General features: G+C 52.9%; 24 protein-coding genes. 17 read left to right on the forward strand and 7 right to left on the reverse strand.

The features are described from left to right. The 11 genes from cbiK to ldtA all read left to right on the forward strand — a co-directional run bounded on the left by cbiK (position 1) and on the right by ldtA (position 8,944). The gene (gene cbiK / locus JQ822_RS14350; RefSeq protein ID WP_213134026.1) at positions 1-795 is read left to right on the forward strand and encodes a sirohydrochlorin cobaltochelatase; all 795 of its coding nucleotides are present in this window, start codon (positions 1-3) and stop codon (positions 793-795) included. Then, entirely contained in the window at positions 792-1,505 is a 714-nt protein-coding gene (locus tag JQ822_RS14355; protein WP_213134027.1) for a cobalt-factor II C(20)-methyltransferase, read from the forward strand. The genes cbiK and JQ822_RS14355 overlap by 4 nt, the downstream gene beginning before the upstream one ends. After that, positions 1,502-2,239, forward strand: a complete 738-nt coding sequence (gene cbiM / locus JQ822_RS14360) for a cobalt ECF transporter S component CbiM (protein WP_213134028.1) — start codon at positions 1,502-1,504, stop codon at positions 2,237-2,239. Before JQ822_RS14355 ends, cbiM begins: the two co-directional genes overlap by 4 nt. A gap of 2 nt (positions 2,240-2,241) precedes the next feature. Next, positions 2,242-2,523 carry an energy-coupling factor ABC transporter substrate-binding protein gene (locus tag JQ822_RS14365; RefSeq protein WP_006683999.1) on the forward strand — a complete coding sequence of 94 codons (282 nt, stop codon included), beginning with the start codon at positions 2,242-2,244 and terminating at the stop codon, positions 2,521-2,523. Next, complete coding sequence (locus JQ822_RS14370; RefSeq protein WP_213134088.1) at positions 2,510-3,187, forward strand: energy-coupling factor ABC transporter transmembrane protein; 678 nt, start codon at positions 2,510-2,512, stop codon at positions 3,185-3,187. Before JQ822_RS14365 ends, JQ822_RS14370 begins: the two co-directional genes overlap by 14 nt. 8 nt (positions 3,188-3,195) lie before the next feature. Continuing rightward, positions 3,196-4,011: an energy-coupling factor ABC transporter ATP-binding protein gene (locus JQ822_RS14375; RefSeq protein WP_135321464.1), complete on the forward strand. Its 816-nt coding sequence runs from the start codon at positions 3,196-3,198 to the stop codon at positions 4,009-4,011. Continuing rightward, entirely contained in the window at positions 4,008-5,528 is a 1,521-nt protein-coding gene (locus JQ822_RS14380; RefSeq protein WP_213134029.1) for a cobyric acid synthase, read from the forward strand. Before JQ822_RS14375 ends, JQ822_RS14380 begins: the two co-directional genes overlap by 4 nt. Next, on the forward strand, positions 5,525-6,070 hold the full coding sequence (cobU, locus tag JQ822_RS14385) for a bifunctional adenosylcobinamide kinase/adenosylcobinamide-phosphate guanylyltransferase (RefSeq protein ID WP_213134030.1): 546 nt from the start codon (positions 5,525-5,527) through the stop codon (positions 6,068-6,070). Before JQ822_RS14380 ends, cobU begins: the two co-directional genes overlap by 4 nt. Then, positions 6,067-6,810, forward strand: coding sequence for an adenosylcobinamide-GDP ribazoletransferase (cobS, locus tag JQ822_RS14390; RefSeq protein WP_213134031.1), 744 nt, complete (start codon positions 6,067-6,069; stop codon positions 6,808-6,810). The genes cobU and cobS overlap by 4 nt, the downstream gene beginning before the upstream one ends. Before the next feature lie 25 nt (positions 6,811-6,835). Beyond that, the gene (gene cobT, locus JQ822_RS14395) at positions 6,836-7,900 is read left to right on the forward strand and encodes a nicotinate-nucleotide--dimethylbenzimidazole phosphoribosyltransferase (protein ID WP_213134032.1); all 1,065 of its coding nucleotides are present in this window, start codon (positions 6,836-6,838) and stop codon (positions 7,898-7,900) included. Between the two features lie 114 nt (positions 7,901-8,014). Then, positions 8,015-8,944, forward strand: a complete 930-nt coding sequence (gene ldtA / locus JQ822_RS14400; protein ID WP_213134033.1) for a L,D-transpeptidase — start codon at positions 8,015-8,017, stop codon at positions 8,942-8,944. Positions 8,945-8,981: 37 nt separating this feature from the next. Here the strand turns inward: ldtA and JQ822_RS14405 are convergent, their stop codons facing one another. From JQ822_RS14405 to JQ822_RS14415, 3 genes are read right to left on the reverse strand one after another with little or no spacing between them, the layout of a single operon-like run. Further along, on the reverse strand, positions 8,982-9,656 hold the full coding sequence (locus JQ822_RS14405; RefSeq protein ID WP_213134034.1) for an ABC transporter ATP-binding protein: 675 nt from the start codon (positions 9,654-9,656) through the stop codon (positions 8,982-8,984). Between the two features lie 10 nt (positions 9,657-9,666). Beyond that, entirely contained in the window at positions 9,667-11,355 is a 1,689-nt protein-coding gene (locus JQ822_RS14410; protein ID WP_213134035.1) for an ABC transporter permease, read from the reverse strand. Beyond that, entirely contained in the window at positions 11,339-12,376 is a 1,038-nt protein-coding gene (locus JQ822_RS14415) for an extracellular solute-binding protein (RefSeq protein ID WP_213134036.1), read from the reverse strand. Before JQ822_RS14415 ends, JQ822_RS14410 begins: the two co-directional genes overlap by 17 nt. A gap of 584 nt (positions 12,377-12,960) precedes the next feature. Between JQ822_RS14415 and JQ822_RS14420 the strand changes: the two genes are divergently transcribed. The 5 genes from JQ822_RS14420 to JQ822_RS14440 all read left to right on the forward strand — a co-directional run bounded on the left by JQ822_RS14420 (position 12,961) and on the right by JQ822_RS14440 (position 17,949). Next, entirely contained in the window at positions 12,961-14,082 is a 1,122-nt protein-coding gene (locus JQ822_RS14420; RefSeq protein WP_213134037.1) for a branched-chain amino acid ABC transporter substrate-binding protein, read from the forward strand. Positions 14,083-14,147: 65 nt separating this feature from the next. Beyond that, positions 14,148-15,062, forward strand: a complete 915-nt coding sequence (locus tag JQ822_RS14425; RefSeq protein ID WP_135324861.1) for an ABC transporter permease subunit — start codon at positions 14,148-14,150, stop codon at positions 15,060-15,062. Positions 15,063-15,071: 9 nt separating this feature from the next. Beyond that, the gene (gene livM, locus JQ822_RS14430; RefSeq protein WP_213134038.1) at positions 15,072-16,361 is read left to right on the forward strand and encodes a high-affinity branched-chain amino acid ABC transporter permease LivM; all 1,290 of its coding nucleotides are present in this window, start codon (positions 15,072-15,074) and stop codon (positions 16,359-16,361) included. Further along, the gene (locus tag JQ822_RS14435) at positions 16,358-17,236 is read left to right on the forward strand and encodes an ABC transporter ATP-binding protein (RefSeq protein WP_213134039.1); all 879 of its coding nucleotides are present in this window, start codon (positions 16,358-16,360) and stop codon (positions 17,234-17,236) included. Before livM ends, JQ822_RS14435 begins: the two co-directional genes overlap by 4 nt. Beyond that, positions 17,233-17,949 carry an ABC transporter ATP-binding protein gene (locus JQ822_RS14440; RefSeq protein WP_213134040.1) on the forward strand — a complete coding sequence of 239 codons (717 nt, stop codon included), beginning with the start codon at positions 17,233-17,235 and terminating at the stop codon, positions 17,947-17,949. Before JQ822_RS14435 ends, JQ822_RS14440 begins: the two co-directional genes overlap by 4 nt. A gap of 291 nt (positions 17,950-18,240) precedes the next feature. Here the strand turns inward: JQ822_RS14440 and JQ822_RS14445 are convergent, their stop codons facing one another. The 3 genes from JQ822_RS14445 to JQ822_RS14455 all read right to left on the reverse strand — a co-directional run bounded on the left by JQ822_RS14445 (position 18,241) and on the right by JQ822_RS14455 (position 20,482). Further along, entirely contained in the window at positions 18,241-18,921 is a 681-nt protein-coding gene (locus JQ822_RS14445) for a hypothetical protein (protein WP_213134041.1), read from the reverse strand. A gap of 102 nt (positions 18,922-19,023) precedes the next feature. Further along, the gene (gene avs3b, locus JQ822_RS14450; protein ID WP_213134042.1) at positions 19,024-19,749 is read right to left on the reverse strand and encodes an AVAST type 3 anti-phage proein Avs3b; all 726 of its coding nucleotides are present in this window, start codon (positions 19,747-19,749) and stop codon (positions 19,024-19,026) included. A 454-nt stretch (positions 19,750-20,203) separates the two neighbouring features. Then, positions 20,204-20,482 carry a GH-E family nuclease gene (locus JQ822_RS14455; protein WP_213134043.1) on the reverse strand — a complete coding sequence of 93 codons (279 nt, stop codon included), beginning with the start codon at positions 20,480-20,482 and terminating at the stop codon, positions 20,204-20,206. 65 nt (positions 20,483-20,547) lie between these two features. Here JQ822_RS14455 and JQ822_RS14460 point away from each other — a divergent pair, with 65 nt between their 5' ends. After that, positions 20,548-20,880, forward strand: a complete 333-nt coding sequence (locus JQ822_RS14460) for a SymE family type I addiction module toxin (protein ID WP_213134044.1) — start codon at positions 20,548-20,550, stop codon at positions 20,878-20,880. 46 nt (positions 20,881-20,926) lie between these two features. Here JQ822_RS14460 and JQ822_RS14465 read toward each other — a convergent pair whose 3' ends face one another. Then, positions 20,927-21,238, reverse strand: a complete 312-nt coding sequence (locus JQ822_RS14465; RefSeq protein WP_213134045.1) for a DUF7716 domain-containing protein — start codon at positions 21,236-21,238, stop codon at positions 20,927-20,929. Between the last annotated feature and the right edge of the window lie 10 nt (positions 21,239-21,248).

Consider the following 21,248-nt stretch of genomic DNA (forward strand, 5'->3'; position numbering starts at 1 on the left):
ATGAAAAAGGCGCTTCTGGTGGTCAGCTTTGGCACCAGCTATCACGACACCTGTGAGAAAAATATCGTGGCCTGCGAACGCGATCTCGCGGCCAGCTGCCCTGACCGTGACCTGTTTCGGGCGTTTACCTCCGGGATGATCATCCGCAAGCTCAAACAGCGTGACGGCATCGATATCGATACGCCGCTGCAGGCCCTGCAAAAGCTGGCGGAGCAGGGGTATCAAGATGTGGCCATTCAGTCGCTGCACATCATTAACGGTGACGAGTACGAAAAAATTGTCCGCGAAGTACAAAGCATGCGCCCACTGTTTGCGCGCCTGACGTTGGGTGTGCCGCTGCTGAGCAGCGTTGAAGATTACACACAACTGATGCTGGCGCTGCAGCAGCAGATGCCGTCGCTTGGCGAGCGTGAAAAAGTGGTGTTTATGGGCCACGGGGCAAGTCATCACGCTTTTGCCGCCTATGCCTGTCTCGATCACATGATGACGGCGCAGGGTTTCCCGGCACGGGTAGGGGCGGTAGAGAGCTACCCGGAAGTGGATATTCTCATCGAGAGTTTAGGCCGCGAAGGAATAACGGCGGTGCATCTTATGCCGTTAATGCTGGTTGCCGGCGATCATGCCATTAACGACATGGCCTCTGATGAAGACGACTCGTGGAAAACATTATTTAACGCCGCGGGTATTCCGGCCACACCGTGGCTGAGTGGTCTGGGTGAGAACCCGGCGGTACGCGCCATGTTCGTGGCACATTTACAGCAGGCGCTGAGCGTGGCGCTGGAGGAAGCAGCATGAGCGGCAAACTGTACGCATTGAGCACCGGGCCAGGCGCTTCCGATTTGATAACCGTGCGCGCGGCGCGCACGCTGGGCATGCTGGATATTCTCTATGCGCCCGCCGGACGTAAAGGCGGCGATAGCCTGGCGCTGTCGATTGTGCGGGAGTATATCGGCGAGCAGACCGAAGTCCGCTGCTGTCACTTCCCCATGAGTGCCGACAGCGCCGAAAAAGAGGCCGTCTGGGATGAGGTTGCCGCAGCGCTGGTTGCGGAAGTGGAGGCCGGTAAACAGGTGGGTTTTATCACCCTCGGTGACGCCATGCTGTTCAGTACCTGGGTCTTTTTACTCCAGCGCATCGGCTGTCCTGACTGGTTAGAAATCGTCCCCGGCGTGACCTCATTTGCCGCCATTGCTGCCCGCTCAAAAACGCCGCTCGCCATGGAACAGCAGTCGCTGGCGGTGGTTTCGTGTACTGCACCGGAGGCGGAGATCCAGCAGGCGTTAAAGCAGCATGACAGCCTGGTATTGATGAAAGTGTACGGCCGTTTTGCGCGCATTAAGGCGCTGCTGCAAGAAGAGGGGATTCTGGACTGTGCGTTAATGATGTCCGAAGCCACGCTACCAGGTGAGCAGTGCTGGCGCCATCTCAGTGAAGTGAGTGACGATCAGCCGCTGCCGTATTTCTCGACCATTCTGGTCAATAAACAGTGGGAGTATGAAAGATGAAGCTTGAAAATCAGCTAAAACAGCTGTCTTTCAGCGGGTTGGCTGCGGCGCTATTACTGATGATTGTGCCTGAGCAGGCGTTCGCCATGCACATTATGGAGGGTTTTCTACCGCCGATGTGGGCGCTGGCCTGGTGGCTGCTGTTTTTACCTTGCCTGTGGTATGGGCTGGTGCGCCTGCGTCAAATCGTGCAGGAAGATAACCATCAGAAAGTTTTGCTGGCCCTGTGCGGCGCGTTTATTTTCGTGCTGTCGGCGCTAAAAATTCCTTCAGTTACCGGGAGTTGTTCGCATCCGACCGGGGTCGGTCTGGCGGTTATTCTGTTCGGACCGGGCGTTGTTGCCATCCTCGGGGCGATCGTCTTGCTGTTCCAGGCGCTGCTGCTGGCACATGGTGGTTTGACCACGCTGGGCGCTAACGGTATGTCGATGGCGGTTATTGGGCCGGTTGTCGGCTATATGGTATGGAAGATGGCCTGTCGCGCGGGGTTCCGTCGTGATGTCTGCGTCTTCTTGTGCGCGATGCTGGCGGATCTCGTGACCTATTTTGTTACGTCGGTGCAGTTGGGCGTCGCCTTCCCGGATCCGTCCGCTGGCGCTACTGGCTCAATCATTAAATTTATGGGGATTTTCTGCCTGACGCAGATCCCAATTGCTATCGCGGAAGGTTTGCTCACCGTGATGATTTACGACCAGCTCACCAAACGGCAACTCATCACCGCACAAGGACATTAACTATGAAAAAGACGCTGATTTTGTTAGGGATGGTTGTGGCGCTGGTGATCCTGCCGTTCTTTATCAACCACGGTGGAGAATATGGGGGTTCAGACGGCGAAGCGGAAAGCCAGATTCAGGCTATTGCCCCGCATTATGAACCGTGGTTCCAGCCGTTGTATGAACCAGCCAGCGGTGAGATTGAAAGCCTGCTGTTCACGCTTCAGGGATCGCTCGGTGCAGCGGTGATTTTCTACATTCTGGGTTACACCAAGGGCAGACAACGCCGTGATGACCGGGCTTGACAGGCTGAGCTACCAGAGCCGCTGGTTTCATGTCTCACCACAGCGCAAGTTTCTGCTGTGGTTGGTGATGATGATTCTGGCGTTTACCCTGCCCCCGCTGGGGCAGGGTATTGAGCTGTTACTTATTGCCGCACTGAGCTGCTGGCTGCTGCGTATCTCTTTCTGGCGCTGGTGTCGCTGGATGGCGTTGCCCTTTGGTTTTTTGCTGGTCGGTGTGGTGACTATTTTATTTAGCGTGAGTCGCGATCCGCATACTTTGCTGGTCAGCCTGCCGGTGGGCAGTTACTGGTTAGGCGTCACCGAGTCGGGCGTACTCACCGCCAATGAAACATTCTGGCGAAGCCTGGCGGCGCTGGCGTCCACGTTCTGGCTGGTGCTTAATCTGCCATTCCCGCAGTTAATTATTTTGCTCAAACGGGCACATGTCCCACGCCTGCTGACTGAGCAGATCCTGCTGACCTGGCGATTTATTTTTATCCTGTTAGACGAAGCGCTCGCCATTCATCGCGCACAAACGCTGCGTTTTGGTTATCGTAGCTTGCCGCTGGGCTATCGCTCGCTGGCAATGTTGGTGGGGCTGCTGTTTACCCGCGTGTTAATCCGCTATCAGCAAATGACCACCACACTGGATATCAAACTGTATCAGGGTGATTTTCACCTGTAAGGAAAAGTATGCTTGCCACTTCAGCGCTGTGGTTTCGCTATCAGGATGACCCGATCCTCAAAGGGCTAACGCTGGATTTTTCTGCGCATGCCGTCACCGGACTGGTGGGGGCAAATGGTTGCGGGAAATCCACGTTGTTTATGAACCTGAGTGGTTTACTGCGCCCACAGCAGGGGGCGGTGATGTGGCAGGGAAAACCGCTGGATTACAGCAAGCGCGGCCTGCTGGCGTTGCGCCAGCAGGTGGCAACCGTATTTCAGGACCCCGATCAGCAAATCTTTTATACCGATATCGACAGCGACATCGCCTTTAGTCTGCGCAATATTGGCGTGGATGAACCTGAAATTGCCCGCCGGGTGGAAGATGCTCTGACGCTGGTCGATGCACAACATTTCCGCCATCAGCCCATTCAATGTTTAAGTCACGGACAAAAGAAACGCGTTGCTATCGCTGGTGCGCTGGTGCTGCAAGCGCAGTATTTGTTACTGGATGAACCGACGGCGGGGCTTGATCCCTCGGGCCGTACGCAGATGATTGAGATTATCAAACGCATCGTGGCGCAGGGAAACCATGTCGTTATTTCCAGCCATGATATCGATCTTATCTATGAAGTCAGCGACGCGGTTTACGTTTTACGCCGGGGAGAAGTGCTGACGCACGGTACGCCTGGTGAGGTATTCGCGCGCACGGACCTTATTGAACAAGCAGGATTAACTCAGCCCTGGTTGGTGAAGCTGCATACAGAACTGGGCTTCCCACTGTGTAAAACAGAGGCTGAATTTTATCGTTGTATGCGAGAGAACGCACTAAAGGAGGCGTCATGACGCAGGCAATAATGTTGCAGGGAACGGCATCTGATGTGGGCAAAAGCGTATTAGTCGCCGGGTTGTGTCGCATTTTTTATCAGGATGGACTGCGTACCGCACCGTTCAAATCGCAGAACATGGCGCTGAACTCGGGCATTACGCCAGAGGGGAAAGAGATGGGCCGCGCGCAAATTTTTCAGGCCGAAGCGGCAGGCATCACCCCGGATGTGCGAATGAATCCGGTACTGCTGAAACCGACCAGTGACCGAAAAGCGCAGGTGGTGTTGATGGGCAAAGTAGCGACCGATATGGATGCGGTAAGCTACCACGAATACAAACCGCGTCTGCGTGAACAGATTATTTCGGTCTATAACAGCCTGGCGCAGGAGTTTGACGTTATTGTGCTGGAAGGCGCGGGAAGCCCGGCTGAAATTAACCTGCGCGATCGCGACATCGTCAACATGGGGATGGCGGAGATGGCGCAGTGCCCGGTTGTGCTGGTGGCGGATATCGATCGCGGCGGGGTATTCGCCTCGATTTACGGCACGCTGGCGCTGCTGCATGACCATGAACGCGCGCGGGTCAAAGGCGTGATTATCAATAAGTTTCGCGGTGATGTGGCGCTGCTCTATTCCGGTATTGAACAAATTGAAGCGCTGACCGGCGTTCCCGTGCTCGGCGTGATGCCGTGGCTGAATGTCGATCTCGAAGATGAAGACGGCGTTGCGCTGCAAAAAGGCAAGTATTTACGTACAGACAAACGGGATATCGAGATTGCCGTGGTGCAACTGCCGCATATTTCCAACTTTACGGATTTCAATGCGCTGGCCGCGCAGCCGGACGTTCGGGTGCGCTATGTTCGCCACCCCGAGGAGTTGGCGGGCGTTGACCTGGTTATCCTGCCCGGCAGTAAAAATACACTGGGCGATTTAGTCTGGCTACGTGAAAGCGGCATCGCGCACGGCGTGTTGCAGCTACACCGTCAGAACGTGCCGGTGGTAGGCATTTGCGGCGGCTATCAGATGCTCGGTGAGACCATTATTGATGAAGTGGAGTCGGGACTCGGTACGCTGCCGGGTCTTGGTCTGCTCGATACCGTGACCCATTTTGCGCAGCATAAAACCACGACCCAGGTTGAAGGGCTCATGTCGGCCACGCTGCCTGACTGGCTGGCAGGCGCCTCGGGGTTGGCTGTTCGCGGCTATGAGATTCATATGGGCGAAACGCTGTTATCCGGGGAATGTCGGTCGGTGATGACGCTGCAAAAAGACGGTGGCAACGTGGCTGACGGCGCGGTGACTCACGACGGTCTGGCGTTTGGCACTTATCTTCATGGTCTCTTTGACAGCGATGAATTCACCCGCGCGTTGGTCAACGGCCTGCGTGTACGCAAAGGGTTAGCAGCGCTGGATTCCACCTTCCATTACGCGCAATATAAATCGCAGCAGTTTGATCTGCTGGCGGATGCGATGCGGCAACACATCGATATTGAGAAAATTTATACCATCATGCAGCAACACCGGGAGCCAGTATGATGATTCTGGTTACCGGTGGTGCCCGTAGCGGTAAGAGCCGCCACGCTGAGGCACTGATCGCGGACTCCCCAAACGTGCTGTATATCGCTACGTCGCAGATTTTTGATGAGGAGATGGCTGCGCGGATTCAGCATCATCGTGATGGACGCCCTGCGCACTGGCGTACAGCTGAGCGCTGGCAACATCTTGATGAACTGATAACGCCAGCAAACGATCCGCGCGAGGCGATTTTACTGGAATGTATTACCACGATGGTCACCAACCAGCTGTTTGCGCTGGGCGGCGACAGTTGCCCTGATGGCTGGGATTATGCGGCAATGGAGCGGTCCATTGAGGATGAGATCCGTGTGCTGATTGACGCCTGTAAGCGTTGTCCGGCAAAAATTGTGCTGGTCACGAACGAAGTGGGGATGGGGATTGTTCCGGAGAACCGTCTGGCGCGGCATTTTCGCGATATTGCCGGACGGGTGAATCAGCGCCTGGCTGCTGCAGCAGATGACGTCTGGCTGGTGGTATCTGGAATTGGAGTCAAAATTAAATGAGTAAGTTGTTCTGGGCAATGCTCTCTTTTATCAGTCGCTTGCCTGTTCCGTCGCGCTGGTCGCAAGGACTGGATTTCGAACAGTATTCGCGCGGCATTGTCATGTTCCCACTGATAGGTGTGGTGCTGGGAGGGTTGACGGGACTGGTCTTCATGGCGCTGCAAGCCTGGTGCGGTATTCCGCTGGCGGCGCTCTTTAGCGTGCTGGCGTTGGCGTTACTAACCGGCGGTTTTCATCTTGACGGTCTGGCGGATACCTGTGACGGCGTGTTTTCTGCACGTCGGCGCGAGCGGATGCTGGAAATTATGCGCGACAGCCGCCTGGGAACCCACGGCGGGCTGGCGTTAATTTTCGTGTTACTGGCGAAAGTGCTGGTGGTGAGCGAACTGGCTTTGCGTGGCACGCCGATGCTGGCGGCGCTTGCTGCAGCCTGCGTGGCGGGGCGCGGAACCGCGGTTCTTCTGATGTACCGGCATTGTTATGCCCGCGAAGAAGGGCTGGGAAATGTCTTTATTGGCAAAGTAACCGGACGACAAACCTGCGTCACGTTGGGGCTCGCGGCGATCCTGGCCGCCGTACTGCTTCCCGGCATGCGTGGAGTGGCGGCTTTGGTCGTCACGATGGTGGCAATTTTCATTCTTGGGCAATTATTAAAACGCACGTTGGGGGGGCAAACCGGCGATACGCTTGGGGCGGCCATCGAACTTGGCGAGTTGATCTTCTTACTGGCTCTGCTTTGAGCCAGTCAACACATTGAGAACCCTTATGCAGACTTTATCCGCTTTACTCCGCGCGATCCCTTCACCCGATAGCGCTGCGATGCTGCGTGCACAGCAGCATATTGATGGCCTGCTGAAGCCTCCAGGTAGCCTGGGACGACTTGAAACCCTTGCCGTGCAACTGGCAGGTATGCCGGGCCTGAAAGGCGTGCCGCGCGTGGGGGGAAAAGCGATGCTGGTGATGTGCGCCGATCACGGCGTCTGGGATGAAGGTGTCGCCGTTTCGCCTAAAGTTGTGACGGCGATTCAGGCGGCAAATATGACGCGTGGAACGACCGGCGTCTGCGTGCTGGCGACGCAGGTTGGCGCGAAGGTACATGTGATTGATGTGGGGATTGATGCTGACCCCATTCCTGGCGTGGTGAATATGCGCGTGGCGCGCGGCTGCGGCAATATTGCTGAAGGCCCGGCAATGAGCCGCTCTCAGGCCGAAGAGCTACTGCTGGAAGTGATTCGGTATACCCATGATCTGGCGAAAAACGGCGTCACGCTGTTTGGCGTCGGCGAACTGGGGATGGCAAATACCACGCCTGCGGCGGCAATCGTCAGCGTCCTGACCGGCAGCGATGCTGAGGATGTCGTGGGTATCGGTGCTAACCTGCCCCTCTCACGGGTAGGTAACAAGGTGGACGTTGTGCGTCGGGCCATTACCATCAACCAGCCAAATCCCACCGATGGCATCGATGTGCTGGCCAAAGTCGGTGGTTTTGATCTTGTGGGGATGGCGGGAGTCATGCTGGGGGCGGCCTCTTGCGGTCTGCCGGTGCTGCTGGATGGTTTTCTCTCTTACTCCGCTGCGCTGGCCGCCTGTCAGATTGCGCCTGAGATCAAGCCGTACCTGATCCCATCGCACTTCTCCGCTGAGAAAGGCGCGCGCACCGCGCTGGCGCATCTGGAACTGGACCCGTACCTCAACATGGGAATGCGTTTAGGAGAAGGCAGCGGTGCCGCGCTGGCGATGCCGATTGTTGAGGCCGCCTGCGCCATGTACAACAATATGGGACATTTAGCCGCCAGCAATATTGTGCTTCCGGACGGTAAGGAAGCCTAGTCACCTGTGGCCCCGTTTGAACGCGGGGTTTTCATAAGCATGCTTACTGTAACCCCCTAAAACAGATAAAAAAGCTATACTTCACGGATATCTGCTGCGGCGAAGGAAAGGACAATGTTGCGTCGTGTAAAACTGTTGTGTTCACTTATCATGCTGCTCGCCAGTCAGGGAGCGCAGGCGGTGAGTTATCCACTGCCGCCAGAGGGCAGTCGTCTGGTCGGAAGCCCGCTGACGATTACGGTACCGCCTGCCAATACGCAACCGCTGGAGGCATTCGCTGCGCAGTACGGGCAGGGACTGAGCAATATGCTCGAAGCTAATCCGGGAGTGGATGTCTATTTGCCGAAATCAGGCTCTACGCTGGTAGTGCCACAGCAGGTCATTTTGCCTGATACCGTACGTGAGGGCATCGTTATTAACGTGGCAGAAATGCGCCTTTACTATTACCCCAAAGACAGCAATACGGTTGAAATCTTACCGATTGGTATCGGTCAGGCGGGGAGAGAAACGCCGCGCAACTGGGTAACGGCAGTAGAGCGCAAGCAGGAAGCGCCAAGCTGGACGCCTACGCCAAATACGCGCCGGGAATACGCCGCTCGCGGAGAAAGCTTGCCTGCGTTTGTTCCGGCCGGACCGGAAAATCCGATGGGGCTGTACGCCATTTATATTGGCAGGCTGTACGCTATTCACGGCACTAATGCTAACTTTGGTATTGGGTTGCGGGTAAGCCAGGGCTGTATTCGCCTGCGCAATGACGATATTAAATATCTGTTTGATACCGTGCCGGTGGGAACGCGGGTTCAACTCATCGACCGGCCTGTGAAATACAGCACCGAACCAGACGGTAGCCGCTGGGTTGAAGTTCATGAGCCGTTGTCACGTAACCGCAGCGAATATGAGTCGGATAAAAAGATCCCGCTGCCGGTAACCCCTGCGTTACGTACTTTTGTTACCGGGGATGGCGTGGACATCAGCCGTGCCAATGCAACGCTGGAGCGCCGCTCCGGGATGCCGGTGAATATCAGCCGGGTACAGAAATTCTAATCATCTCCGTGCGGCCTGCGCTTCGCCGTCAGATAAGTCAGGCCGCGTGTTTCGTTTGATACTGACCCATTTTCACAAAACCGATATGGTCCGCCATCAGCTGCGCTTCATGTTCACTGTGGGTGACCAACAGCGCCGTTTGCCCGGCGGCGCGCAAAATATCGCGCACTTCGCCCCCCAGACGCTCGCGGGTACGCTTATCCAGACTGGAAAAGGGTTCATCCAGCAGCAGTATTTCCGGATGCGGCGCCAGGGCGCGGGCCAGGGCAATACGTTGCTGTTGTCCACCAGAAAGCTCATGAGGATAACGGCTGGCGTGGCTGTGTAATTCCACCATTTTTAACAGCTCGGCGACTCTGGTCTGTTGAACTTCACGTGGCAGGCGTCGCAAACCAAATGCCACGTTTTGTTGGGCCGTCAGATGCGGGAATAAGGCATATTCCTGAAAAACCATGCCGACATGACGTTTTTCCGGCGGCAGATGCACGCCAGGGCCAGCGACGCGTCGCTGCGAAACATAAATTTCTCCACGCTGTAGTCGTTCAAACCCGGCAACTGCGCGCAAAACCGTGGTTTTACCACAGCCTGACGCACCCAGCAGGCAGGCGATTTCTCCCTTATGCACCGACATTGAAAAGCCAGTCAGCACCGATTGCTGGCTGTTGCCATAGGCAACGTGTACATCCTGGAGTCGTAACGCGATTTCTGACATGGTCGTTCTCTTAACCTCGGCGCGTCATCTGATGACGAACCAACAAAATAACCGGCAATGTGCCTGCTAAAACAATCATCAGCGCGGCAATTGCCCCTTCTTCATAGGTTCCTCGCGCTGCTTCGGCGTACAGCAGCGTGGCCAGCGTTTCGAAGTTTACCGGGCGTAGCAGCAACGTGGTGGGCAACTCTTTCATCGCGTCAGCAAATACCAGCAATGCACTGCTTACCAGGGCAGGGCGCAGCAGCGGAAAATGCACGCGGGCAAACGTTCCGGCACCATTTTCTCCCAGTAGACGTGAGGCCTGCTCAAGGGAAGGGGGGATGCGACCCAGCCCGGAATCCAGCGCGCCGATGGCAATGGCCTGAAAACGCATCGCGCAGCAAATAATCAGCAAGATACCGGCAGACATCAGCGGTAAGCCACGCATGTTCAGCAGATCGGCCAGCCAGCGGTCAACCGCCATCGCCGGGGGAAGAAAACCAATTGCCAGAATGGTGCCGGGAACCGCGTAACCTAACGAGGCCAGACGCATCACGCCGCGACGAAAGCCAGACATGGTGTTGTCTGCAGCGCTGTGACGTGCGCTCCACGCCACCAGCATGCTGACGCAAATCACCACCAGCGTAGTTCCGGCTGCCAGCGATAGCGTATTTTGTAATGCGGAAAGTAGCGACGCAGACAGCGGGTTCTCATCACCCAAACGTTTGGCGCTCTCCCACATTAAAAACAAAACCGGGGCGAGGAAGCCCAGAACAACGGGTAGAGAAATAACGACACCGAGCAGCCAGCCTCGCCAGCCCTGAACGCGTGTAGGTTGAATTTCTCGCAGGCTGCGACTGCTGAAGCCTTGCTTTCTGCGGCCGTAAAATTCCAGCGTCAGAATGAAGAAGATAAACATCAGCATCATGCAGGCGATTTGCGCCGCGGCGGATAAATCAGAGCGCGAGATCCACGTGGTATACACGGTGACGGTTAAGGTCTGTACCCCAAGAAATTCCGACGCGCCAATGTCGTTGAGCGTTTCCAGTAGTGCCAGACTGATCCCGACCGCCAGCGCCGGACGCGCCATTGGCAGGGCAACGCGAAAGAAAGTTCCAGTGGTGCTGCAACCCAGCGTTCGCGCGGCTTCCAGCAAATGCGCGGGCTGGCTGATGAACATGGCGCGGGTGGTGAGATAAACATAAGGGTACAGCACTAAACCAAGCAGCAAAATTGCGCCGGAAAGGGAGCGTAAATCCGGCAAACGGAACTGTCGGGGGCTGTCGAAACCGAGTAAAAAACGGATAAAGGTTTGCAGTGGGCCGATGGGATGCAGTAGATCGAGCCAGGCAAAGGCCACGATATAAGTCGGCATCGCCAGCGGCAACAGTAGCGCCCAGCTCAGTATTTTGCGCCCGGGAAAGTCCCATGCCGTCACCGCCCACGCGCTGCCAACGCCAATCACGCCGACCATTATCGCGACTCCCGCCAGTAACATTGCGGTGTTTTTTAACGCTGAAGGCAGCACATAAGTAATGAGATTATCCCAGTGGGACAAGTCGGCCTGCGTGGCCTGCCAGATGAGCGCGACAATAGGGGTCAGGACGCCAAGCGCGATGCATAGCGCACCAAGATGGAGCGGCGTTAATAATGACTGCGGCCCGGAAACCAGGCCGCGTAACATCGGAAACAACAGCGGTTTATTGATCGAATCCAACTTTATCTACCAGCAGACTAGCTTGTTTACGGTACTTCACGATTTCGGTTAACGGGATCTTGTCGACGTCGATTTCACCGATGGTGGCGCTGATAACCGGATCGAGCGTCACGCCTTTCAGTACCGGGTATTCAAAATTGGCTTTCGCGTACTGCTGCTGAGCAGGTGCAGAAACCAGGTATTCCATCAGCTTAACGGCGACGGCTTTATTGGGTGCGTAGCGGGCTACCGCAGCACCGCTGATATTGACGTGGGTGCCGCCTTTCTCAAAGGTCGGTTTAACCACTTTAATGGCATCGCCCCATTGACGCGCATCGCTGCCTTCTTTGGCATTTTTCATATGGCCGACGTAATAGGAGTTAGCCAAGCCAATATCACAAATACCGCCGAGGATATCGCGGGCAACGTCACGATCGCCGCCGGTTGCTTTACGTGCCAGGTTAGCTTTCACGCCGCGCAGCCACTCTTCCGTTTTGGCTTCGCCGTGGTGGGCTATCATGGCGGCAATCAACGCGGTGTTATACGGATGCTGTCCAGACCGGATACAGACTTTGCCTTTGTACTCGGGGCTTGCGAGCTGCTCATAATGCCAGTTATCGATAGGCAGTGATTTTTCGGCGTAGAGCACGCGTGCGCGCATGGAAAGCGCAAACCACTGGTTATCAGCACCGCGCAGATTGGCCGGAATAGCGGCCTTGAGTGCGTCGGACTGTACCGGTTGCGTCACGCCTGCTTCGACTAAATCGATGAGATTACCGGCATCGACGGTCATTAGCAGGTCGGCCGGGGAGTTTTTACCTTCCGCTTTCACACGCTCAAGCATGCCATCCTTGATATACACCGTGCTCACTTTTATACCGCTGGTTTTCGTCCAGCTATCGAGCAGGGGTTGGATCAGGCCCGGTTCACGGGTGGTATAAAGCGTTAACGTATCCTGCGCGAAAGCCGGCAGGCTGACGGAAAGGACCAGGGCAGATGCAAGCGTGATACGGCGCAGTCCGGTGCGAGGCAGAGCATTCATCGTTTATATCCCAGAGTAATTGGAACGTACAGTGACCCGAGCAGGCGCTCGTTCTTTTGGCTCGCGTACAATAAATGATAATCACTAGCACTTACAATAATGGCAAAGTTTAAACGATTTACATTTACACAACTTTAAGCAACGGTGTGATGTGGCAAGGAACGGGCGTTGTGACAGGTGCGGAGCGATGAAGAAGGCTTACCACTGTTGCGCGCAAGTCATCCGTTGGCGAAACCAAATTGCACCATCAGCTACCATAACTCGTACATTTTGCAGCAAAAATACACAAAGCGTGATTATTGCATTATTTATGTACTTTATTGTTAACGAGATGTGATCCCCTCCGTAATTTCACGTCATTGCACCGGAAGCCGTAAAACGGCGCTCTATACTCAAAATTGTCGAAATCTACGCAATGGTGCGCAAAGTTGGCAACCCTTTTGCTTAATGATTTGGCCTGAAAAGCGTAAGGAAACCTCGCCGTTATCAGCAGGATATTGTCAGGATGTCGTTTGTTTGGTGAACGTGCCAATAGTTCGGCTTCACACCGCTATGCATAAACCTCTTTGCTAAGGTAGATAATAATGTCGCTGAAATTAATGAAAAATCCGCTTTCTCTCGTGTTGGCTGGTTGTCTGGTAGCGGCGGTTCCCGCCCAGGCTGATATCGTGATTGGCGTTGCCGGGCCATTTACCGGGCCAAACGCTACCTACGGTGATCAGTACTGGCACGGCGCGACTCAGGCCGCGGAAGATATTAATGCTGCCGGTGGGATCAACGGCGAAAAAATCAAGCTGGTGCAGGGCGATGACGCCTGTGAACCGAAACAGGCTGTGTCGGTCGCGAACCGACTGGTCGATCAGGACAAAGTGAAGGCCGTCGTTGGTCACTTCTGTTCTTCTTCTACAATGCCAGCCTCAGAGGTTTACAGCGACGCGGGGATCATCGCTATTACACCTGGTTCGACTAACCCGCTGATCACCGAGCGCGGCATGAATGACATGTTCCGTATGTGTGGCCGTGACGATCAGCAAGGGGGCGTCGCCAGTAATTTCATCATCGACAAACTGAAAGCCAAGCGGGTGGTGATTATTCACGATAAAGATACCTACGGGCAGGGGCTGGCGGATGCGACACGTGCTGCGCTGGCTAAGCGCGGGGTGAAAGATGTGATGTATGAAGGGCTGTCGCGCGGTGAAAAAGACTTTAATGCGCTGGTGACCAAAATTGGTGCTCAGAAGCCGGACGTGGTGTTTTTCGGCGGCTGCCACCCGGAAGCGGGCCCGCTGGTGCGCCAGATGCGTGAGCAGGGCGTACAGGCTAAATTTTTCTCCGGCGACTGTATCGTCAACGAAGAGATGGTAACTGCCGCCGGCGGCCCGCAGTACACCAACGGTATTTACATGACCTTCGGTAAAGATCCTCGTCTGATCGCAGACGGTAAAGCGGTTATCGAAAAATTCCGTAGCAACAAGTTTGAACCGGAAGGCTACACCCTCTACTCCTACGCCTCTATTCAGGCAATCGCCGCGGCATTTAAAGCCACCGGCGGCACCGACTCAGCCAAAGCCAGCGCCTGGCTGAAGGCGAACCCGGTGGAAACGGTGATGGGCAAAAAAGCCTGGGACAGCAAAGGCGACTTGAAGGTCTCGGATTACGTCGTTTATCAGTGGGATGACAAAGGCAAATATAAAGAAGTCGAGTAACGCTCAGCGCCGGTGTGGCGACGCACCGGCGCTCATAACATGGCCTATAACACGAGCGAGCAATGATGGAAACTTTCTTCCTGCAACAGTTAGTCAATGGCTTGACGCTGGGATCGGTTTACGGATTAATCGCCATTGGTTACACCATGGTATACGGCATTATTGGTATGATTAACTTCGCTCACGGCGAAGTGTATATGATTTCAGCATATCTCTGCGCCATCGGTCTGGCGCTACTTTCCTTCTTTGGCCTGCACTCCTTCCCGCTGCTGATACTCGGTACGTTGGTGTTTACCATCGTAGTGACCGGTGTCTACGGCTGGGCGATTGAACGCATCGCCTACAAGCCGCTGCGTAACTCAACGCGCTTAGCGCCGTTAATCTCTGCCATCGGTATGTCATTAATCTTGCAAAACTATGCGCAAATCAGCCAGGGGCCGCGCCAGCAGGGCGTGCCGACGATGCTTGATGGTGTGCTGCGTCTACATCTCGGTGAAGGCTTTGTGCAGATAACCTATACCAAAATCTTTATCCTGTTGGCTTCGTTTGCTGGCATGTTGCTGCTGACATGGATAATCGGTCATACCCGCTTAGGTCGGATGTGTCGTGCGGTGCAGCAGGATCGCAAAATGGCTTCCATTCTGGGTATCAACACCGACCGGGTGATCTCGCTGGTGTTTATGATTGGTGCCGCGATGGCAGGGCTTGCAGGGGTACTGATCACCATGAACTACGGTACTTTTGATTTCTACGCCGGGTTCATTATAGGTATTAAAGCTTTCACCGCTGCGGTGCTTGGCGGTATTGGCTCATTGCCGGGGGCGATGTTGGGTGGGCTGTTGCTGGGGGTTGCCGAAGCGCAGTTTTCCGGCATGGTGAACTCCGACTACAAAGACGTATTCTCCTTCGGCCTGCTGGTGGTTATTTTGATTTTCCGTCCACAGGGGCTGCTGGGCCGCCCGATTGTCGCCAAAGTGTAGGAGCTGAATATGACGACTACAACGGCTTCACGCGATGGTTTTTCACTCAAACGCTGCATTTTGGACACTATTTTTTCGGGGATGGTGGCGTTAGTTCTCTTTGGCCCGATAGTCGGCGTGGTGCTGGACGGCTACAGTTTCAATTTCGAGGGCCAGCGGCTGGTATGGATTATCGCCGCGGTGATGGTCGGGCGTTTCATCCTCAGCGCTTTTCTGATGACCCAGACCGGACGCCACTTTGCCGCCCGCTTTGAAAGCGATAGCGCAGGGGTGTATGTCCGTCCGGCGGGCTATAAAACCAGGATGCGCTGGATTATTCCCCTGGTGCTGGCGCTGGCCATCTGCTTCCCGTTTGTGGCGACTAAATATGTGCTGACCGTGGCGATCCTCGGTCTTATCTATGTGCTGCTGGGATTAGGGCTGAATATCGTGGTCGGTCTGGCCGGGCTGCTGGATCTCGGTTATGTGGCTTTCTATGCCATTGGCGCGTACGGCCTGGCGCTGGGTTATCACTATCTGGGACTGGGATTCTGGACGATGCTGCCGATGGCCGCATTGATGGCCGCTGCCGCCGGCGCATTGCTCGGCTTTCCGGTCTTGCGGATGCACGGCGATTATTTGGCGATAGTAACCCTTGGGTTTGGCGAAATTATCCGTCTGATCCTCAATAACTGGCTGAGCTTTACCGGTGGGCCGAACGGAATTTCCGCGCCGCCGCCGACCTTCTTCGGCCTTGAGTTTGGCCGCCGCGCCAAAGAAGGGGGCATACCGTTCCACGAGTTTTTCCATCTGAGCTATAACCCGAACCTGAAGTTTATCTTTATCTATGCCGTTTTAGTGTTGGTGGTGCTGCTGGTGCTGTACATCAAGCATCGCCTGACGCGGATGCCGATTGGACGCGCGTGGGAAGCACTGCGTGAAGATGAGATTGCCTGTCGTTCGATGGGGCTGAATCACGTGCTGGTTAAGCTGTCTGCTTTTACGCTTGGGGCTTCAACTGCGGGCATTGCCGGGGTGTTCTTCGCCACCTATCAGGGGTTTGTGAACCCGACGTCGTTTACCTTTTTCGAGTCGGCGCTGATCCTCGCTATCGTAGTGCTCGGCGGTATGGGTTCTACCGTGGGCGTTGTGCTGGCGGCGTTTGTCCTCACCGTCACCCCTGAGCTGTTGCGCAGTTTTGCTGAATATCGCGTGCTGTTGTTTGGCGTATTGATGGTAGTGATGATGATCTGGCGACCGCGTGGCCTGATCCGCATTAACCGCAGCGGTTTTGCCGTGCGTAAAGGGGTAGCGCCATGAGCCGTGACGTGATTTTAAGCGTTGAGCATCTGATGATGCATTTTGGGGGGATTAAGGCCCTAAACGACGTCAACCTGGAAGTGGAGCGCGGGTCGATTACCGCGCTCATTGGGCCGAACGGCGCGGGAAAAACCACGGTATTTAACTGTCTTACCGGCTTTTACAAGGCTTCCGGCGGCCATATTCTGTTTAATGCGCGAGGGAAAACCACCAATGTGATTCAGATCCTCGGCCAGAAGTTCCAGCCGGGTGACTGGGTTAAGCCGGCGCAGTTGGCATCACGGGTGTTCTACAAAATGTTTGGTGGTACCCATTTGGTCAATCGGGCAGGGCTGGCGCGAACGTTTCAGAACATCCGCTTGTTCCGTGAAATGTCGGTGGTAGAAAACCTGCTGGTGGCACAGCATATGCTAGTGAACCGTAATCTGCTGGCCGGGGTGTTGAATACTCCCGCTTATCGTCGGGCGGAAAGTGACGCACTGGATCGCGCCTTCTACTGGCTGGAGGTGGTGGACCTGGTCGATTGCGCCAACCGACTGGCGGGGGAAATGTCCTACGGGCAGCAGCGACGGCTGGAGATTGCACGCGCCATGTGTACCGGGCCGGAGATCCTCTGCCTGGATGAACCGGCGGCTGGTCTGAACCCGGTAGAAACCAAGGCCCTGAGTAAAATCATTCGCTTTTTACGTGAGCACCATGCGATTACCATTTTACTGATTGAACACGATATGGGGATGGTAATGGACATTTCTGACAACATTATCGTGCTCGATCACGGTGACGTGATTGCTTTGGGCACAGCGGAACAGATCCAGCACGATGAGAAGGTGATTGCCGCCTATCTGGGTGCCAGCGAGGACGAGGTTCATCTATGAGCGAGCCGCTGCTGGAATTTCGTGAAGTTGACGTGTTTTACGGCGTGATTCAGGCGCTAAAACAGGTCTCATTGCAGGTGAATAAAGGCGAAACCGTGTCGCTGATTGGCGCTAACGGCGCGGGCAAGTCGACGCTGTTGATGTCGATTTTCGGTCAGCCGCGGGTGCGAAGCGGGCATATTTTATTTGCGGGTGAGGATATCAGCCACCAGTCGACCCATTTTGTCGCCTCGGCGGGGATCGCTCAGGCACCGGAAGGGCGGCGGATCTTCCCCGATATGACCGTGGAGGAAAACCTGTTGATGGGGACGATTCCAATCGGTAACAAATATGCTGCCGAAGACTTGCAAAGTATGTTCGATCTTTTCCCGCGCTTAAAGGAGCGGCGCAAGCAGCGCGCGATGACCATGTCCGGCGGTGAGCAGCAAATGCTGGCGATTGCCAGGGCGTTGATGAGCCGACCCAAGCTCCTGCTGCTGGATGAACCCAGTCTGGGCCTGGCACCGATTGTGGTGAAGCAGATCTTTCAGACCCTGCGTGAGTTGGCGCGTAACGGGATGACTATCTTCCTGGTCGAACAGAACGCCCATCATGCACTGAAGCTTTCGGATAGGGGGTATGTAATGGTGAATGGTCAAATTCGACTTAGCGGTAGTGGTGAAGAGCTGCTGGGGAACGAGGATGTGCGGAAGGCGTATCTGGGCGGTATATGAGCGTGTCGGTTAATGCCATAGTAAGAGGCTCCATTTTCTCAACGAATCGTGAGACCCTAAAAACTACGAATAGCAAAAGCCCGGGAATCCTTTTCAGGATGACCGGGTAAAGATAATTTCTTTTTTACAACGTCCCCGGACTTGCTGTAATGTCCCGAAACTTAAATTTGGCTCCTCTGACTGGGATCGCCTTAGCCATTAACTGACTGATTGGTAAGCTAAACCTAAAAATTGGGGTTGTCAAGACCACCAGAATGACCACCAATGGAATGCAATGAAAAACAGATAAATTTACCCCAAATATTTCTTGGCAAAACTAGCTAGCTCCTGCGCTCTGACTGGGTCCCAGCCATTGTTGACTGCAAATTGTCTGATTGCTTCTTCAGATGCTTTAAGTCCTTGCTTTTTCAGGTCAGCAAAAATTCGTTTTGCCCTGTCTTTATCAGATGGGTGGCTAAGTCCTGTTGACATGTTGATGCAGCGACCGAGTCTTAAAATTTCATTACCAATAGGGTCTGGCAATTCTGGTTTTAGGATTTTCCAGGTAGATGGGCCAACTATTTCAGGCTCCCATGTAGATAGCCAGCGTTTACCTTCCTCCACTGACCAAGGTAAAAAGACGATACTATTGATGTTTTGAACACTATCAACAATATCCATGTCTTTATCTGTTAAATATGTAGCTAATACAATGTCATGATTGCCATATATTGGAAAATTTTTAGGGATATTAAACTCTAGTCGAACATTACTACCCAGATCGATAGTTTGACCTTTTATCAATGCCTTTGTTACCTGGGTTCCAAGGAATATTGCTATATCAGAATGAGAAAACGTTCCTTTCGCAGGAAATAGTAGAGATACTCGTTGAAGTCCCGCATCTTTACATAGATGGTAGGCCTTACTTAAGGCAGTTTTTATATTATCTTGATTTGAACCATTATTTTCGATTAGAAATCTGGAAATTGACATAAAAACTCCTTTTAATAAACATTAGGAATAGTAGAAAAGTCTTGGGTTAGGCTGTTATGTGTTCTGTCTTGTGAGCCGTCCCCAGTGCTAAAGCAAGTCATATCAAAAGTCTTCGTCGTCATCCGTTGGCCCATCCTCAATTGCTGGTAAGGCTTCAAGCTGAGATTTGAGTTGTTCATTTAACTGGGAGCCCAATAAGAGAAAAGCTTCAAGCCTTTTTTGCCTTTTTTCCAGTATTCTCCGTTGCGCATTATTGGGATTGTCTGTATTGGCCGGGTTACCTCGTAACTGAAAGATACGAATTTCAAGCAGATCAACATCTTCGTCCAATCCAGCTTTCTGTGCTAACTCCACCCATTCTTGGGATTTATCGATAGCATTCTCTGCTGCTAAAGATAAACAGTAATCAATCAGTATTTTTGCTACAGAATCAATATCCTTAGCGGCGGTTAACCATTTTTGGACCTCACTGGTTTCTTTTTCTACATTAATTAGATCTCGGTAAGGTGAAAAAAATCTCGGTTGCTCATTTTCAGGATCAAGACCTTTTAAGGTTCTTAGAATAGGTTCGAGCTCCTGAAATGGTCTGGTACCAATTGGCAATTCGTATCTGTTAGACCAGAATGACCATATAGAGTCCCTAATCTCCGCTTGTTTAGCTGTACGGACGATGTCGTCTGTACAATGTTCAGCATCATAAATGAGCTCTGCGATATGATGAGCCATCCATCTGCTTAATGTATCAACAGAGTCATTTAGCTCAAGCTCATCAACTAGTTTTTTCCCCAGTTCTATAATTGCCGTATAGCGTGTGGATGGTTCCGTCATTTATTTTTCGAGTTTAATTCTATCTAAATAAAAATCTAAATACTTTTTAGGTCGTTCCTGAAAAGCTCTTTTCTTCCCATAACTGTAAGCATCATGAAAATATTTATGTGCCTCATCGTACTGCTCTAGTTCAAAGCAAACCATTCCCATATTAACTATAGGGCCGGTGTCTATTGAATCTTTTACCTCTAATAATACGTAAGCCCAGCTTTTTGCCTTTTCGTAATCACACTTATCAAAATAAGCAGAAAAAAAAACTGGATGCGATCCAATAAGAAGGCATCATCCAACTAGTTCTAGGTTCCGGCACTAATATCCATGCCTTCTCATAATACAGTAGTGCCGAATCAATATCTTTATTATGGCGATACTTATCCCCCTCTAAGACAATTTTATTTATTTCCTCATTCAATGCAGGATCTTTATCATATAAATTGATCATAGTAAGAATTCCTCAGTAATTTGGCTGTTCTGCTGGTCCAACAAATCCGCCGGGATCACGGTATCGTTCAGGTGTTGAACCGCCCCTTGAACGGTTGGTACTGTAATATTCAAGCTCATAGTTATCTGGATCTTTCATCCATGCCCTAACTTCTTTAGATTTAGGGCCAAAATATCCGCCTCGACGATTCCAGTATGTAACGGCGTCTTCAAGATGAGACATATCTGCATCTTTTATATGATACCATTTTCCATTAGATTCAAAAAGAATATCCCTATAACCATCACCCATAATACGCCCGTCTTTACGCATTCTATCTATTACGGCACGACCAATTAACTATTAGGGAGTTAATCATGGCTGAACGCGATTCTACGCCAGAAGTGACCATTTCCAAAACACAGCGCCGGGTAAAAGTCGGTTATGTCAGAGCACGCCACGAAGAGCGTAAAACCGGCATGACCACATATTACTCACAGCATCCCAGCCTGCAACTTAAAGGCGACTGGCTGAGAGAGGCGGGATTTGATACCGGGCGCAGCGTGACCGTGAAGATCTCGGAGGGATGCCTGATCATCATCGCCGATAATGACGAAGTGCAGGAACTGAGGGAAGAACTTTACAGGGTAAAACAGGTGGTTAAGGGGATAAAGGACGGAATGTTTAGTGTGCTGAACAATGGCGGCTAAATAAAAAATAAGCCGGGAAGATTTAAGCACTTTCCGGCTTTATTATTTAATCTAAAAAATCATCTTCTTCGAGATAATAAATAACAGCATCTAACAGGTCTTCATTTGAAGCATCAGGATAATGTTCAAGTTTATTATCTATAATAGCCTGAAACACCTGGTACTCCAGCCATGGCTTATATTTATTTGGCGTATCATCCATTTCATCAAATTCATCATCACTTTCTGCAATATAATAAGATGACGTTCTAATGAAATCGATATTATTTCTAAATGAAGTGTCCACAAAAAAACACCATGGCACATCTAGCTCTTTGTAGATGCGCAACAAACCCTCAAAGCCTTCAATCATTTTCATAATATGAAAT

Origin of the sequence: Citrobacter sp. FP75 (assembly GCF_018342065.1) — a bacterium.
Lineage (GTDB): Bacteria > Pseudomonadota > Gammaproteobacteria > Enterobacterales > Enterobacteriaceae > Citrobacter.

Coding starts and splice junctions, on each gene's coding strand:
- JQ822_RS14455 (WP_213134043.1), bottom strand. CDS start 20,482: ATGGGTGATGGTTATAGGGATATTCTTTTTGAATCTAATGGAAAATGG.
- cbiM (WP_213134028.1), top strand. CDS start 1,502: ATGAAGCTTGAAAATCAGCTAAAACAGCTGTCTTTCAGCGGGTTGGCT.
- cobU (WP_213134030.1), top strand. CDS start 5,525: ATGATGATTCTGGTTACCGGTGGTGCCCGTAGCGGTAAGAGCCGCCAC.
- JQ822_RS14440 (WP_213134040.1), top strand. CDS start 17,233: ATGAGCGAGCCGCTGCTGGAATTTCGTGAAGTTGACGTGTTTTACGGC.
- JQ822_RS14465 (WP_213134045.1), bottom strand. CDS start 21,238: ATGAAAATGATTGAAGGCTTTGAGGGTTTGTTGCGCATCTACAAAGAG.
- cobS (WP_213134031.1), top strand. CDS start 6,067: ATGAGTAAGTTGTTCTGGGCAATGCTCTCTTTTATCAGTCGCTTGCCT.
- JQ822_RS14460 (WP_213134044.1), top strand. CDS start 20,548: ATGGCTGAACGCGATTCTACGCCAGAAGTGACCATTTCCAAAACACAG.
- ldtA (WP_213134033.1), top strand. CDS start 8,015: ATGTTGCGTCGTGTAAAACTGTTGTGTTCACTTATCATGCTGCTCGCC.
- JQ822_RS14380 (WP_213134029.1), top strand. CDS start 4,008: ATGACGCAGGCAATAATGTTGCAGGGAACGGCATCTGATGTGGGCAAA.
- JQ822_RS14425 (WP_135324861.1), top strand. CDS start 14,148: ATGGAAACTTTCTTCCTGCAACAGTTAGTCAATGGCTTGACGCTGGGA.
- JQ822_RS14370 (WP_213134088.1), top strand. CDS start 2,510: ATGACCGGGCTTGACAGGCTGAGCTACCAGAGCCGCTGGTTTCATGTC.
- JQ822_RS14365 (WP_006683999.1), top strand. CDS start 2,242: ATGAAAAAGACGCTGATTTTGTTAGGGATGGTTGTGGCGCTGGTGATC.
- JQ822_RS14415 (WP_213134036.1), bottom strand. CDS start 12,376: ATGAATGCTCTGCCTCGCACCGGACTGCGCCGTATCACGCTTGCATCT.
- JQ822_RS14375 (WP_135321464.1), top strand. CDS start 3,196: ATGCTTGCCACTTCAGCGCTGTGGTTTCGCTATCAGGATGACCCGATC.
- JQ822_RS14435 (WP_213134039.1), top strand. CDS start 16,358: ATGAGCCGTGACGTGATTTTAAGCGTTGAGCATCTGATGATGCATTTT.
- cobT (WP_213134032.1), top strand. CDS start 6,836: ATGCAGACTTTATCCGCTTTACTCCGCGCGATCCCTTCACCCGATAGC.
- JQ822_RS14445 (WP_213134041.1), bottom strand. CDS start 18,921: ATGTCAATTTCCAGATTTCTAATCGAAAATAATGGTTCAAATCAAGAT.
- JQ822_RS14355 (WP_213134027.1), top strand. CDS start 792: ATGAGCGGCAAACTGTACGCATTGAGCACCGGGCCAGGCGCTTCCGAT.
- livM (WP_213134038.1), top strand. CDS start 15,072: ATGACGACTACAACGGCTTCACGCGATGGTTTTTCACTCAAACGCTGC.
- cbiK (WP_213134026.1), top strand. CDS start 1: ATGAAAAAGGCGCTTCTGGTGGTCAGCTTTGGCACCAGCTATCACGAC.
- JQ822_RS14405 (WP_213134034.1), bottom strand. CDS start 9,656: ATGTCAGAAATCGCGTTACGACTCCAGGATGTACACGTTGCCTATGGC.
- JQ822_RS14420 (WP_213134037.1), top strand. CDS start 12,961: ATGTCGCTGAAATTAATGAAAAATCCGCTTTCTCTCGTGTTGGCTGGT.
- avs3b (WP_213134042.1), bottom strand. CDS start 19,749: ATGACGGAACCATCCACACGCTATACGGCAATTATAGAACTGGGGAAA.